Here is a 13304-nt window from a genome sequence, read left to right as displayed (position 1 = left end):
AGCTAATAGGTGGAGTATTGGGGAGTAATAGACAGAGTCTTTTACGGGTGTCGCGGGGAGGGCCCGCGTCTATCTGGAGCATAGACGCGGGTTTGCGGGGCTTGAACGGTTACTTTCGAACGTTCTGGTACAGCATCAACCGTGAGGTTTCATGCATGGCGCGGGTCAGCGCCGACAGGCGTTTGAACTCTTCAGGGTTTTTCTCGGCAACGTTGTCCCGTGGCGTCATCGAGGCCAGGTCGTGAAGGGTCGGCGAACTGCCGTCGTGCTCCATCTGCACCATGTAGTGTTGAGTCACGCCGGCAATCAGCGGGAACGTGCCCTCACGCAATACCAGCGGCACCACGCGTTCACCCTCGCGCGCGGGCTGCTGGATATCACGGCCCATGCCGCTGTTGCGAAACTCAAGGCCGGCCATCCCCGCCACGGTGGGCAGCAGGTCCACCAGGCCGACCGCTTCCTTGACCTGGCGCGTCCCGATCAAGCCTGGTGCGTGGATGATCATCGGCACCGCGTTGCTCTCCAGGCCCAGTTGCTCGTAGGCCGGTGCCAGGAACGGGATCTGCGCGATACGGGTGTTGTGGTCGCCAAACATCACGAAGATGGTGTTTTCGTACCAGCCACCGGCCTTGGCGATTTCCATCAAGCGGCCGAGGTTGAAGTCCAGCAGGCGCACGGCGTTGTACTGCTCGACACTGCGCGATCCGGCGGCCTGCACTTCGGCCAGGGTAGGGTGCTTGACCTCGAAGCCGTCATTGCTTTTTGGGATCGTGAACGGACGGTGGTTGCCGGCCGTCTGCACATAGGCAAAGAACGGTTTGTCCTTGGGCAGTGCTTGCAGGATCTGGTCGGTTTCCTTGAACAGGTCCAGATCGGAAATACCCCAGACGTCCACCACCGGCGATTTCCAGTCCCGCTCTTCGAACAGACGCACGCCGTCGATGCTCTGCCGGATCAGGGCATTCATGTTGGCCCAGCCGGAGTTGCCGCCGATGGTGTAGATCTTCTCGTAACCGGTAAACGCATTGATCAGCGTGTTTTGCTGGGTGATCAGCGGATTACGCGTCGCGGTTTCCTGTCGCGTGACATCAGGCACCCCGCTGATGCTGGCCCAGACGGTTTTCGCGGTCCCCGTTACGGGTACGTAGAAGTGCTCGAAGAACCAGCTCTGAGTGGCCAGCCGATCGAGATTGGGCGTCGGATTGATCGGGTTGCCGTAGGCCCCGACAGCACTGGTGCCCAGCGATTCAAGCATGATGAACATCACGTTCGGGGGACGTGAGCCCGGGATTTTGTACGGTTGGGGGGCCTGGTGCCGCACGAAATCAAGGGTCTGCGGGTCGGGTTTGTCGACGCCCAGGTAGTTGGCCATGACCGCGTAATGTTCGCGCACTTGCGCCTCGTCATAACGCGATTGGCCGACTTTGCCCGTATCGTAGAGAAACAGCACCGGGTTCAGGCCGAGTGCGGCGATCTGGTTATTACCCGAGAAGAACGCATCGCTCCAGCGCAACGGAACGGGGTTTTCAAGGTTCATGTTTTCGACACGACCCAAAATGCCCAGCAGCACCAGGACGACCATCAACGCACCGCCCCACGTCGCGGAGAGCTTGCGAATGGCTTTGCGAGGGCGGTCCAGCGTGACGCGTTCCAGACGCACCAGGGCCAGTGTCACCAGCGCGATCGTTACCAGCCAGCCCAGTGAAATCCAGATCACCGGGTAAGTCTGCCAAACCATGTCGCGGGAGATCTGCGCATCCTCGATGAAGCGCAGCACGGTGGCGTTGATCCTCACACCCAGGTAGGCGTAATGGCCAAAGTCGATGATGTAGATCAGCAGCAAAACGCTCAGGGCGGCGACCAGATAGACGCGTGCGATACGGCGCAGCAGGCGGCTGCGGAGCAGGTTCCAGCGAGGCATCCAGGCCAGCAACGCCAACGGCAACATGGTCAGGATGGCCAGGCGCAAATCGAAACTGAAGCCGATGCTCAGGGTTTCCCAGACGCCCTTTGTGTCGATCAGGGCTTTGGGTTCGAACCCGGAAAAGCCGAAGAAGAACGCCATCCTCAGCAGTGCAAACAGCGCAAACGCAATCGCTGTAGCGCCTAGCCAATAATGTAAACGTCTCGAGTGCAGCCAACCCATCCTTGTTCCCCTGTTAAAAAGTCGTTAAATCTCAAACGGATTTGAGTTCGTCGCTCACTGCACCGCGCCGCTTGCTTGAGCGGCGATAGGTCCAGCGCAGGGCAAGCGTCAGCAGTGCCCCGCAGCAATACAGACCCAGCAGCGGATCAACCAGGTAATCCCAATAGTTTTGCGAAGGTTTGATCCCGGCGATGAAGGCCAGGGTTGCGCTGGCCAGCATCAAGACGGCCAGGCCGTTACGCAGGTAAAACAGGCCCAGCGTCAGCACTGCGAAGAAAATCAACATGGGGCGTGGGCTGTAGCCTAACCGATAGGGGTCCACATCACTCATGCCCAGAGTGGCCGGGTACAACACCAGGGCCATCGCGGCGAAGAGGATCAATACGCCGGTCCTTCCCCGTGCCGGTGGCAGCATGTCCAGTCGACGCAAGCAGCCCCACGCCATGAACACCAGGGTGGTGATCGCAAGGTCATCAATGTAGCTGCGCAAATACGCGGCCAACGACAAGCCGTCCGGCGAGAAGAAGCTGACGGCCAGCAAGGCGGCCAGCAGTGCGATCCGCCAGGTCCTGGACAAGCCGAACGACGGCAGCAGCAGGAAGATGATCATTGCGAAGCTGAGATGGGCTTGCCACAGGCTGATCATTTGAGGCGCTCGCTAAGCCATGCATCGTTAAAGGTGACGTGCTTGATGAAGGTGTTGTTCCAGGAATAAACCAAGTGATACATACCGTCAGGACTGCGGATGAAATACGGGTATTCGTATTCGAATTCACACCCCTGGTTTTTACAGACACGGTTGTCGAGGTTATCCAGGAACTCCGCTTCCAGTGAATGACGGCGTGCGCCGCTGGAACCGCGGAATTCTCTGCCGATGATCTCCTTGTAGGCTTCGGGAGAAAATGGCGCGCCCAGTGGATCCGGGGATTTGTCCAGGTCGCGTAATGAGCGCCAATCGTCCATTTTGGCGTCGGTCCCATACAGGCTCAGCTTGAAGCGCCCCTCCTGCAGGTCGTTGAGCGCCACCAGCAACCCATGTTCGGGTGTTGCGACCGCAGCCAACGAGGAATTCGGATTCGAGGGGTCGAGTGGATAAGGTTCGCTCCAGGTTTGACCGGCGTCTTCAGTGCGGGTCGCCAGGACACGGTGGTGGGTGTTGCCGGCATAACGCAGCAAGGCGATGCCGCGCTGGCCATCCAGCGGCACCACCGCGGGTTGCAATGAATTCATGCCGTGGCTGATGCGGAATTTGTCGATTACATCGCCGTCTGCGCTCAGGTAGAGGTACTCGGCAAACTTGCCCAGGAACTCATGGTAGACCGGCAGGCCGATGGAACCGTCGGCATGAAACACCGGTGCCGACCGGACCAGGGTGCTGATGTTCAGAAAGGGCGAGGTGATCAGTTGGCGCGGAGCGGACCAATGTTCACCGAAGTCATCGGAAACCATCACGTTGACCGCGCTACCGGCCCAGCCACCCATGGACACGGACACGTAGAACAACCACACCCGATTATCCGGCGCGAGCGCCACCACCGGGTTGCCCAGCTTGCGGATGTATTTTCGAGTGCCCTGTTGGGTCGAGTCCCGAGTGGCCAATACCTGTTCAGCACCCCATTCGCCGGTTTTCGAGTCGAACCGGGCGGAGCGCACCTGTACATCGGCTGCGCCTTCGCGGGAGCCAGCAAACCAGACCGTCATCAGACTGCCGTCGGGCAGTGCGGTGACCGCCGAGGAATGCACGAAATCCACCAACCCGGAGGAGGCGAAACGGCTGGTATAGATGGGCTTGGCCACTTTGCCGGCCACTGCCATCACGGGGCTGATCAGGGCAAAGGAAGAGTGCGTATTGGCAGGATTGGTGATCCACGCGGTCGCAAACAGGCAGGACACTAGAAGGTAAGCACAGAAGGCAGGAAAACTGGGAAGTTTGATGCGCATGACTACGTTGGCATCTCATGGACCGATAAGGCGGCCAAACTAACACTCGTTAGTACACGATCGGGTTTTATGACTGGCTAAATTGTAAGCAGGTATTTGTAGCGGCCAGCCATGTCGTCGCGTTCAGTTTGATTGAGCGCCGGAGACTGCCGGGCCAGAGGGATTGTGGCGGGCTTGAGGTGGTTTACGCCGTTGGTCGCAAAGGCTGGGGCGGTAACAGGGACGTCTTCGGAATATGTGCTGTTTGTTCCGGCCTCTTCGCGGGCAAGCCACGCTCCTACGGTTGACCTGCGTCGTTCACACAAGACGTGATCGACCTATATCTCTGTGGAAGCGTGGTTTGCCTGCGAAGACAGCAGCACAGGCACAAACGCTTTTTCTGCTGAAACCTAGTGCTGTCTGTACGTCTGTAGGGTGAAGGCATTCCCTGCCGGGTCTTTACCCTCAAGCGTTATCTCATTGTCATTGATCATCAGGATTTTGAGTTCGTCGGAAGCGCCGGACGCTAAGCCGTCGCTAAAGTTTGGCAAGGAGGGCCCGGCAAACTTGGCAACCAGCGAGGGGGAAATGGCTGTGCCGTTGATTACGTAAGACTTGGGAATTGATTTCATGTCAGCCAATGTGAACGAAAGCAGGCTGGAATCGGCCGTCCAGCTGCCGGCTCCGTTTACGCTGTACTCAAGCCGGTAAGGTTTGGCTTCAACGGTTCCGTCTACAAAGACAATGCCATTGACGTTGTACCGTCCGTTGCGGAAGTACTCTGTCATTCCCTTGAATTCGAACGTGCCGTTGGTGATCGGGTAGGTGTAATCGGTCGTCCAGCGACCTATGAAGCGGGGATTGTTGGGGTTGGTTTCGTGAAACGTGGCGTAAATCGTTGCAATGCCGCTTAGAACTGTCACCAGGGCCACAAGCGCGAACCAGGCTTTAGTGGAGACTTTTTGTATAGCAGTGAAACTCATTGTGATGGATTCCATTCGATTGATTTGTCGTGCGCGGACGTCTTCCATGGGCGGTGGTGATACCGCACCCCGGTGTATTGGCCACCGGGACAGAAGTATAAAACTCAAGGCGCTAGAAGACACAAAAGCGCGAGCTCACGCAGTTTCATTTGCCGCGTCATCCGACCGAACCCGCTGCACGCGCGCGGTCACCCGCGGCACTCCCCAGCGGCATCACGTTTCAACCATTCAGCCGGTGGACAGCCAATCACGTTGAGAAAAGTACGGGAGAAAGAAGCTTGCGAGCTGTATCCAACCGATGCGGCAACCACTTTGATCTGAACCCCGTCGCGCAGCAGGTCCTGGGCCACTTTCATCCGCCAGGCCGTCACGTAGCCCATTGGTGATGCACCCATGATCTGCGTGAAGTACGCAGAGAATTTCGACCGGGACATGTTCGCCAGGCCAGCAAGTTTCTCGACAGTCCACAGCGCCTCCGGCTCCTGGTGAACACGTTGGAAAACCGCCCCAAGACGCCCATCCTGAAGCGCATAAAGCAGGCCGCTGGAAATCTTTTGCTCGACGACCGAACGGCGCACCAACACCACGAAAATGTACTCAAGCAACAGGTTGAGCGCTTTGGTTCTGCCGGGGGCCTGATCCTTGAATTCGGCAAGCAGTGAGCCGATCACGGGCGTGATGTTCTGCAGTTCCCTGAACGGGAAAACCAGCGTTTCCTTGAGGCCCAGAGGGAAGGGTTGCAGGGCGTTGCGCCCGAACTGGAACGAGGCGCAGATTAGCTCGGCGCCGTGTGCCGAACTGGCGCGCAACTGGTAGCGGCAGCTGCTCGGGCAAAACAACACGCTGGGTTCGGTGATGGAAATCTTCGGCAGGCCGGGTTGCACCATGTCGATCCCGCCTTCACTGATGACATGGATGAACGCCATGCCAGGAGGCTTGTCGAGCACCAGCGTGCCATCGACCCTGCCAGAGAAGAACAGCCTGCCCTGAAGGTTGGTGCGTTCGAAGAATTCGGACAGGATATCCATGATAGAGACGACCGGGTAAAGACTCTGCACGTCCTGGCAAAAGCCGCGCAGGGCAGGGCAATAGGATGAAGTTCTCGCCGATGGTAGACAACGCCCCACCCGGGCGCCATGGCGCAGAGCGATTTTCCTGTTATCGACCGGAGTCCACTGTCATGAGCAACGATTCGAACCGCATCGCCCCCCAGTATGCAGACCCGGCAGAGCCTGCGCTGCCCGATCCCGGCATGAAGCTTGATCTCTCGCGGGCCGCGCTGGTGGTGATCGATCCGCAAATCGACTTCCTCAGCCCCGAAGGCGTGAGCTGGGGCGTGTTTGGAAAAAGCATCGTCGAGCACGATACCGTCAAGCACATCGGTCAGCTGTTTGCGGCCGCCAAGGGCGCGGGCATCACGGTCGCCGTTTCGCCGCACTATTACTATCCATGTGACCACGACTGGCATTTCGGCGGACCGCTTGAGAAGGTCATGCACAGTATCTGCATGTTTGATCGCAAGGGGCCGCTGACCCTCGACGGTTTCGAGAACTCCGGTGCCGACTTCATGCCCGAGTACAAGCCCTACATTCTTGACGGCAAAACCATCATCGCGTCACCGCACAAGGTGTACGGCCCGGAAACCAATGACCTGGCGTTACAGCTGCGCAAGCACGGCGTGTCGCAAATCATTCTGGCGGGCATGGCGGCGAACCTCTGTGTCGAGTCGCACCTGCGTGAACTGCTGGAGCTTGGCTTCGAAGTGGCCGTGGTTCGGGACGCCACCGCCGGCCCGACGACTCCCGAGGGCGATGGCTACCTGGCAGCGCTGATCAACTATCGCTACATCGCCAATGCGTTGTGGAGTACGGCGCAAACGGTCGAGTTTCTTAACGGGAAATAAGCCATGGCAATGGACTGCGTCTCACCATTGGGGCGCAGCCTTGAAAAACTGCCTTTGGTCGGTGCACCTGAACCGCTTTCACGATGGATTGATCCATTCTGAAAGAACTCTCGGGGGGCGCTGCCATGCACTCGTTTGCCAATCTGCTGACTCCGGCGCAAGAGCAAAAGCTGCGTGCGCTCAACACCTGGCATCTTGTCCTTGAGGACTTGAAGCTGCGCATGGAGTGCCCCGATGCGTATCACGAGGAACTGATTCGTCAGTCTGACGAGATGGATCGCCTGGGAATCGTGAGCTGGCAGGAATGGCGCGACCTCAGGGTTGAGGCCGATCAAGCGTACCTGCGCGCCATCGCGGGCGAGGATTATCACCGAGCACTAAGGAAGAGGAGCGGTTGATGAGCTTCGCCGGTGCACAGCTGAGGCTGAAGTTTGATTCGGTGTTAAACACGGAAAACGGGTTAAGTGCGATGTCGATCGTTGAAACAGTCGTCGATTATCTGCGTCAACAGTCGTTGCGGCTGACCACCGCAGAATCCTGCACGGCGGGCAGTATCATCACGCTGCTGGCCCAGGTGCCCGGCAGCGGTGAGCTGATTGAAAGCGGCTACGTGGTTTACTCACCCGAGGCCAAGCAACGCTTGCTCGCAGTCAGTGCAATCACTATCGAGACCTTTAATCTCACCAGCTGCGAAGTGGCTCGGGAAATGGCCATCGGCGCGCTGCGTGACAGCCCGGCCAACGTGGCGGTGTCCACGACAGGGCTGCTGGGGCCGGAGGATGTTGATGGTATTCCAGCCGGCACGGTTTGCTTTGCATGGGCCTTCATGGCAGGGCAGGAAATGGCGGTATTCAGCCGCAAGCAGCGATTTTCTGGCAGTCGGGAGTCCGTGCTTCAGCAGGCGTCGTTGTATGCTTTGAAAGAATTGCCGACGTTTCATCAGGCCATGCTCAACGGCGAGCGGGGCTAGATGATGAACACTTCGGTTATCCCGTTCGAGTGAGTCGGGGTTCGATAGCATGAACAAAACCATCAGCGCTAACGATCTGGGCCCTGTTGGACGACGGGATGCCTCCGGATGTCCTGGTCGCTACCGCCAAGCGCATGGGCGCTCGATCAGAGGATCTGGAAGGGTTGCGGCTGGAGCTGTTGAAGACTATTCAACAAGGGGAAAATGTACCGGGTTTCGGGTTTTGCCGATCTTGTCGCTTCCATCAGACAGTGGCTGGCGGGGCCTTTTGTGGGCTGACTCAGGAACCTGGAGTCCGGCGAAATCGGTTTGATTGGCAGGGAGCATCGATTGCCCGAAGACGTGAACGATTGACAGCGGTTTAATATTTCGACCATCAAAGGATTCCCCATGGGTTTAAGCAAACGCGATCAGGCACACATCGAGCGTCGCCTGATTGTCACCCTGACTGAGGCTTGTGAAACGGCCAAAGCGCACATCGTCGGCTTTGAATGGCTGACCCACGAAGTCGATTACGAGGAGTTTCCTTCCAGCCTGAGGGTGGTCTGGGTTTTCGACACCCAGGCCAACAAGGATCAGGCGCTGGCGAGCGGGCAGGGCGAACGCATGGTCGAACTGACGGCTACAGCGTTAAGCGAAGCGGATGTACACGTCAGATCGGTCGCGGCCCATGTGCAGTTTGATTCTGAAGAACAATGCCAGCGCGCCAATGGCGGCAATTGGCAGCAACGCCTGGCGCGTAAGCGCTAGCCCTGGAGCGAATCGGAAGCGACAGCGCAGAATCAGGATTACGGCGCACCAAACATCATCGTCCAGTAAACCCCTTCATCACTGCGCGCGTCTGCTGCATACGCCGCGCCCACCTGGGTAAACATCGGGTTCATCAAGTTGGCGCAATGCCCGGGGCTGGCCAGCCAGCCTGCCATTGCCTTGCCCGGTGAGCTCTGCCCGGCGGCGATGTTTTCGCCGATCTGCCGACCTCGGTAACCGGCGGCTCTTGCTCGATCCGCCGGGCCATCACCGTCGGGGTCACGGTGTGCAAAGTAATTGCCATAGGCCATGGCCTTGCTGTGCCCTTGCGCCGCGGCGCCGAGGGCGGGGTTCCAGCTCAGCGGTCGTGCGGCGGGGTAGTGCTGACGACCGCACATCCGTGATTTGGCCCGGGCGGCATTGACCTGCGCCAACAGCCCCTTGCTCGCCGCACGGGAATCACCCACACGGCTATCGAGAACGGGTTGCGCCAGCACGATCTGCCACTCGCTTCGGGCTCGACTGACGCCAATGTCGGCGTACTGGTTATCCAGCAGCGCCCCGCAGTATTCGTCCTGAAACAGGTCAAACGCTTCGTCGGCGTCCTGCGCGCCTACCACACGCAGGGTGCGCACCGTCACCGCCGCATAGCCTGAAGCCTTCAATCGATCGCGCAAACCGCCGCCATAGCCAATCGGCAACGCCAGGTTCGACTTCAATGACAGCGGGGCCAAACGTTGGGCCGGGCGCCTGTCGCAACGTTGCGGGTGGGCACGGTAGTCGTTGATGGCTTCCACCAGTTGCCGTTCACCACTGGCATAAGCAGGACTGGCAAACAGAGCAAGCAAAGGCATGAAACAGAGCGAGACAAAACGCAAGGCAAGGCGAGGTTGGCGCATGGGACGGCAGCTCTGATGAGACGACAGCGGCAATGGGAATTCACGGCTCGGCTAAGACTTGCGTTCAGACACTAGGTTCAGGCGTGAAGAGGGGAAATTTGCGCTGGAGACACCGGCTGTGACTACCGCATGTCGCAAAACACTGAAAGTCCGGCGTCAGGCATCAAAGAGTGGCGGGCGCCGCCGATAACGTGTTCATAAAAGCGACGTACCGAGAGGGCTACCCCATGTCTATAAAATTACGTTTGTTGCTGCTGATTGGTACGAGCTTGCTCACCGCGCTGATCGTGAGCCTGGTCAGTTACGTGGGAAACACCCGGATGGCCGAAGCGGTGAAGGACAACGAGGTCAGCTTGACCGCGCTGCGCAATCACCTCGAAGCCGACATGATGCACGACGCACTGCGCGCCGATGTGCTGTCCGCGATGGTGGTCGGACTGGGCAAAAGCACCAGCAGCAAAGCCGAGGTGCACAGTTCCATCGAGGAGCATGCGGCGCATTTTCGTGAAGTGCTGGGTGAAAACCTCCAGTTGCCGGTCAACGACACCATCAAGGCGGGCTTGAACAAGGTCAAGCCGAGCCTCGACACCTACATCAGCGCCGCCGAGCGCATTGTCGGTCTGGCGCTGGAAAATCCGGATTCCGCGCAAAAGGAACTCGGCACGTTCAATACCGCGTTCAGCCAACTGGAAGACCAGATGGCAGCCCTCAGCGAGGTGATCGAAACCAGCACCCAACAGACCAGTAAAAACACCGAGCAGGCCATCAGCAGCGCCAACTTCACGCTGGGTATCGTGCTGATCGCCAGCCTGTTGTTACTGCTGATCCAGGGACGCTGGGTAATTTCGAGCATCATGGGGCCGTTGCAGACCGCCAGCCGCATTGCCCAAAGCATCGCCCATGGCAACCTCAGCGAGCCGATTGTCGAACCGACCCACAATGACGAAGCGAGCGCCTTGATCCGCAGCCTGGCGACCATGCAGCGTGACTTGCGCGGCATGATCGAGGTGGTTCGCAGCAATGCGCATGGCGTCAGCGGCATGAGCGTGCAGTTAAGCAGTGGCTGCCATCAGGTCGCCGACAGCAGCCAGCAGCAAAGCGTCGCCGCCAGCACCATGGCCGCTGCCGCCAGTGAAATGACCGCCAGCATCGAGGAAGTCACCCGTCACGCCGAACGCGCGCTGAACATGGCCAACCAGGCCGAGGCATTGGCCAAGGACGGTGGTCGGGTGATTCATCAGGTGGTCAATGACATGGATGGCATTGCGCGTTCGGCGCAGCAGTCAGCCCAGGTGATCCGCACGCTGGACAAGGAGTCCGAGGGGATTTTCAGCATCATTCAGGTGATCAAGGGCATCGCCGATCAAACCAACCTGCTGGCCCTCAACGCCGCCATCGAAGCTGCTCGTGCCGGTGAACAGGGCCGTGGATTTGCCGTGGTGGCCGACGAAGTCCGCAGTCTCGCAGGACGCACCAGTGCCTCCACGCAGGAAATTGCCAGCATGGTCGCGCGCATCCAGCAAAGCACCCGCGAGGCGGTGACCAGCATGGAGGCGGGCGTTGCGCAGGTCGACAAAGGCATGGCGGTGACGGCCGACGTCGAGCGCGCGATCCGCGAAATCCTCGAAGCGACGCTCAATACCACTGAGCTGGTGAATGACATCACTCGCACGATCGGCGAGCAGAGCCTGGCCAGTAACGAAATTGCCCAACAGGTGGACATGATTGCCGGGATGTCGGAGGGCAACAGCAAGATTATTGGCCAGACGGCTTCGACGACTGATGAGCTGTCGACCTTGGCGGGCAAGCTGTCGCAGTCGGTGGATCGGTTTCGGCTTTGAGGCTTGTGCGCTGATCCATTGATTCTTGGTGATATTGAAGGCCTCTTCGCGAACAGGCCCGCTCTTGCATGGGGTCTGCTTCGAACACAGATCCTGTGTTCAATGAAGATCCCATGCAAGAGCGAGCCTGCTCGCGAATGCGCCAGATCAGACAGCGCAGAACCTATCCCTTAAAGATATTTATCCGTCACAGCACCCTCCGAAGCACTGGACACAGTCTTCGCATACTTGGCCAACACCCCGCGTTTGTATTTGGATTCCGGCCGCACCCAACGGGTCTTGCGCTCGGCCAATTCCGCGTCTGAAACATCCACCGTAATCTGCCGGGTCTCAGCATCGATGGTGATCCTGTCGCCATCTTCAATCAGCGCAATCGGCCCGCCGTCAAAGGCTTCCGGCGTGATATGCCCCACCACAAAACCATGGGAACCACCGGAGAAGCGGCCGTCGGTGATCAGCGCGACATCCTTGCCCAGCCCTTTGCCCATGACTGCCGACGTCGGCGAGAGCATTTCGCGCATGCCCGGCCCTCCCTTGGGTCCTTCGTAGCGAATGACGATGACGTCGCCGGCCTGGACTTCGCCATTGAGAATCCCGGTCAACGCGCCTTCTTCACCGTGATACACGCGCGCCGTGCCTTCAAAGCGCAAACCTTCCTTGCCAGTGATCTTGGCCACAGCGCCCGTCGGCGAGAGGTTGCCGCGCAGCACCACCAGATGAGAGTCCTTTTTGACCGGCTGATCGAACGGCAGAATCACGTCCTGGCCTTCGGGGTAGTCGGGCACGTTTTCCAGGTTCTCGGCCAGGGTCTTGCCGGTCACCGTCAACACATCGCCGTGCAGCATGCCGGCCGCGAGCATGCGTTTCATCAGCGGCTGGATGCCGCCGATGGCCACCAGCTCACTCATCATGTATTTGCCGCTGGGACGCAGGTCGGCCACGACCGGGGAGATCTTGCCCAGCTCGACAAAATCATCCAGCGTCAGTTCGACATCCACGGCATGCGCCATGGCTAAAAGGTGCAGCACGGCATTGGTCGAGCCGGCGAGGGCGATCACCACGCGGATGGCGTTCTCGAATGCCTTGCGGGTCATGATATCGCGCGGCTTGAGGTCCAGCTTGAGCAGCTCCATGACCTGCTGGCCGGCGCGGAAACTGTCCGAGGCTTTATCGCTGCCGACGGCGTCCTGGGAGCTGGAACCGGGCAGGCTCATGCCCAAAGCCTCAATGGCCGAGGCCATGGTGTTGGCCGTGTACATGCCGCCGCAGGAGCCGGGGCCGGGGATCGCCACTTCCTCGATCTGCTTGACCTGAATCTCGTTGATGTCACCCCGGGCGTGCTGACCCACGGCCTCGAACACGGAAATGATGTCGGTGTGGCCAGCGCCCGGGCGGATGGTGCCGCCATAGACGAAGATCGACGGGCGATTCAGCCGCGCCATACCGATCAGGCACCCCGGCATGTTCTTGTCGCAACCGCCCACGGTCACCAACCCGTCGAAGCCTTCGCAACCGGCCACCACTTCGATGGAATCGGCGATCACTTCCCGCGACACCAGCGAATACTTCATGCCTTCGGTGCCGTTGGCGATGCCGTCGGAAATGGTGATGGTGTTGAAAATGACGCCCTTGGCGCCCGCGGCATTCGCGCCTTTTTCGGCCTCGATGGCCAGCTTGTCGATGTGCATGTTGCACGGCGTGACCATCGCCCACGTCGAGGCGATGCCGATCTGCGGTTTCTTGAAGTCTTCATCCGTGAAGCCCACGGCCCGCAGCATGGAACGGCCGGGCGCGCGCTCCACGCCGTCGACCACTTGAGAGGAGTACTTACGCAAATTGTCTTTGTCGCTCATGACGTTCCCTTCTATCCAGATCGCTGGCCCGACCGGTGT

The 13304-nt window shown here is 59.2% G+C and carries 11 protein-coding genes and 2 pseudogenes; 6 read left to right on the top strand and 7 right to left on the bottom strand.

The window, feature by feature from the left end:
- Positions 1-109: 109 nt before the first annotated feature.
- The 5 genes and pseudogenes from RHP74_RS18595 to RHP74_RS18575 form a co-directional block, all read right to left on the bottom strand.
- Positions 110-2146: a sulfatase-like hydrolase/transferase gene (locus tag RHP74_RS18595; RefSeq protein WP_311096031.1), complete on the bottom strand. Its 2037-nt coding sequence runs from the start codon at positions 2144-2146 to the stop codon at positions 110-112.
- A gap of 31 nt (positions 2147-2177) precedes the next feature.
- Entirely contained in the window at positions 2178-2792 is a 615-nt protein-coding gene (locus RHP74_RS18590; protein ID WP_311096030.1) for a hypothetical protein, read from the bottom strand.
- Positions 2789-4087: a sialidase family protein gene (locus tag RHP74_RS18585; protein ID WP_311096029.1), complete on the bottom strand. Its 1299-nt coding sequence runs from the start codon at positions 4085-4087 to the stop codon at positions 2789-2791. Before RHP74_RS18585 ends, RHP74_RS18590 begins: the two co-directional genes overlap by 4 nt.
- 389 nt (positions 4088-4476) lie before the next feature.
- Positions 4477-5049 (bottom strand): hypothetical protein, encoded by a 573-nt coding sequence (locus RHP74_RS18580; protein ID WP_311096028.1) that lies wholly within the window; start codon positions 5047-5049, stop codon positions 4477-4479.
- A 135-nt stretch (positions 5050-5184) separates the two neighbouring features.
- A pseudogene (locus tag RHP74_RS18575) lies at positions 5185-6077 on the bottom strand (AraC family transcriptional regulator).
- 152 nt (positions 6078-6229) lie between these two features.
- Here RHP74_RS18575 and RHP74_RS18570 point away from each other — a divergent pair.
- The 4 genes from RHP74_RS18570 to RHP74_RS18555 all read left to right on the top strand — a co-directional run bounded on the left by RHP74_RS18570 (position 6230) and on the right by RHP74_RS18555 (position 8672).
- Complete coding sequence (locus RHP74_RS18570) at positions 6230-6952, top strand: cysteine hydrolase family protein (RefSeq protein ID WP_010455367.1); 723 nt, start codon at positions 6230-6232, stop codon at positions 6950-6952.
- A gap of 125 nt (positions 6953-7077) precedes the next feature.
- Positions 7078-7350 (top strand): hypothetical protein, encoded by a 273-nt coding sequence (locus tag RHP74_RS18565; RefSeq protein ID WP_077749485.1) that lies wholly within the window; start codon positions 7078-7080, stop codon positions 7348-7350.
- A 71-nt stretch (positions 7351-7421) separates the two neighbouring features.
- Positions 7422-7922 carry a CinA family protein gene (locus tag RHP74_RS18560; protein ID WP_077749509.1) on the top strand — a complete coding sequence of 167 codons (501 nt, stop codon included), beginning with the start codon at positions 7422-7424 and terminating at the stop codon, positions 7920-7922.
- Positions 7923-8312: 390 nt separating this feature from the next.
- On the top strand, positions 8313-8672 hold the full coding sequence (locus RHP74_RS18555; protein ID WP_311096027.1) for a hypothetical protein: 360 nt from the start codon (positions 8313-8315) through the stop codon (positions 8670-8672).
- 38 nt (positions 8673-8710) lie between these two features.
- Here the strand turns inward: RHP74_RS18555 and RHP74_RS18550 are convergent, their stop codons facing one another.
- A complete protein-coding gene (locus RHP74_RS18550) occupies positions 8711-9571 on the bottom strand; it encodes a CAP domain-containing protein (RefSeq protein ID WP_311096026.1) in 861 nt (286 codons plus the stop codon).
- 227 nt (positions 9572-9798) lie between these two features.
- Here RHP74_RS18550 and RHP74_RS31430 point away from each other — a divergent pair.
- Together RHP74_RS31430 and RHP74_RS31425 are read left to right on the top strand one after the other, a co-directional pair.
- Positions 9799-10506, top strand: a pseudogene (locus tag RHP74_RS31430) (MCP four helix bundle domain-containing protein); the annotation flags it as partial.
- 42 nt (positions 10507-10548) lie between these two features.
- On the top strand, positions 10549-11412 hold the full coding sequence (locus RHP74_RS31425; protein WP_404940322.1) for a methyl-accepting chemotaxis protein: 864 nt from the start codon (positions 10549-10551) through the stop codon (positions 11410-11412).
- 170 nt (positions 11413-11582) lie between these two features.
- Here RHP74_RS31425 and ilvD read toward each other — a convergent pair whose 3' ends face one another.
- On the bottom strand, positions 11583-13265 hold the full coding sequence (ilvD, locus tag RHP74_RS18540) for a dihydroxy-acid dehydratase (protein WP_311096025.1): 1683 nt from the start codon (positions 13263-13265) through the stop codon (positions 11583-11585).
- Between the last annotated feature and the right edge of the window lie 39 nt (positions 13266-13304).

The organism is Pseudomonas sp. SG20052 (genome assembly GCF_031766055.1).
Classification (GTDB): domain Bacteria; phylum Pseudomonadota; class Gammaproteobacteria; order Pseudomonadales; family Pseudomonadaceae; genus Aquipseudomonas; species Aquipseudomonas mandelii.
Note: the sequence above shows the minus strand (reverse complement) of the source record. Positions and strands in the feature narration are given on the sequence as shown.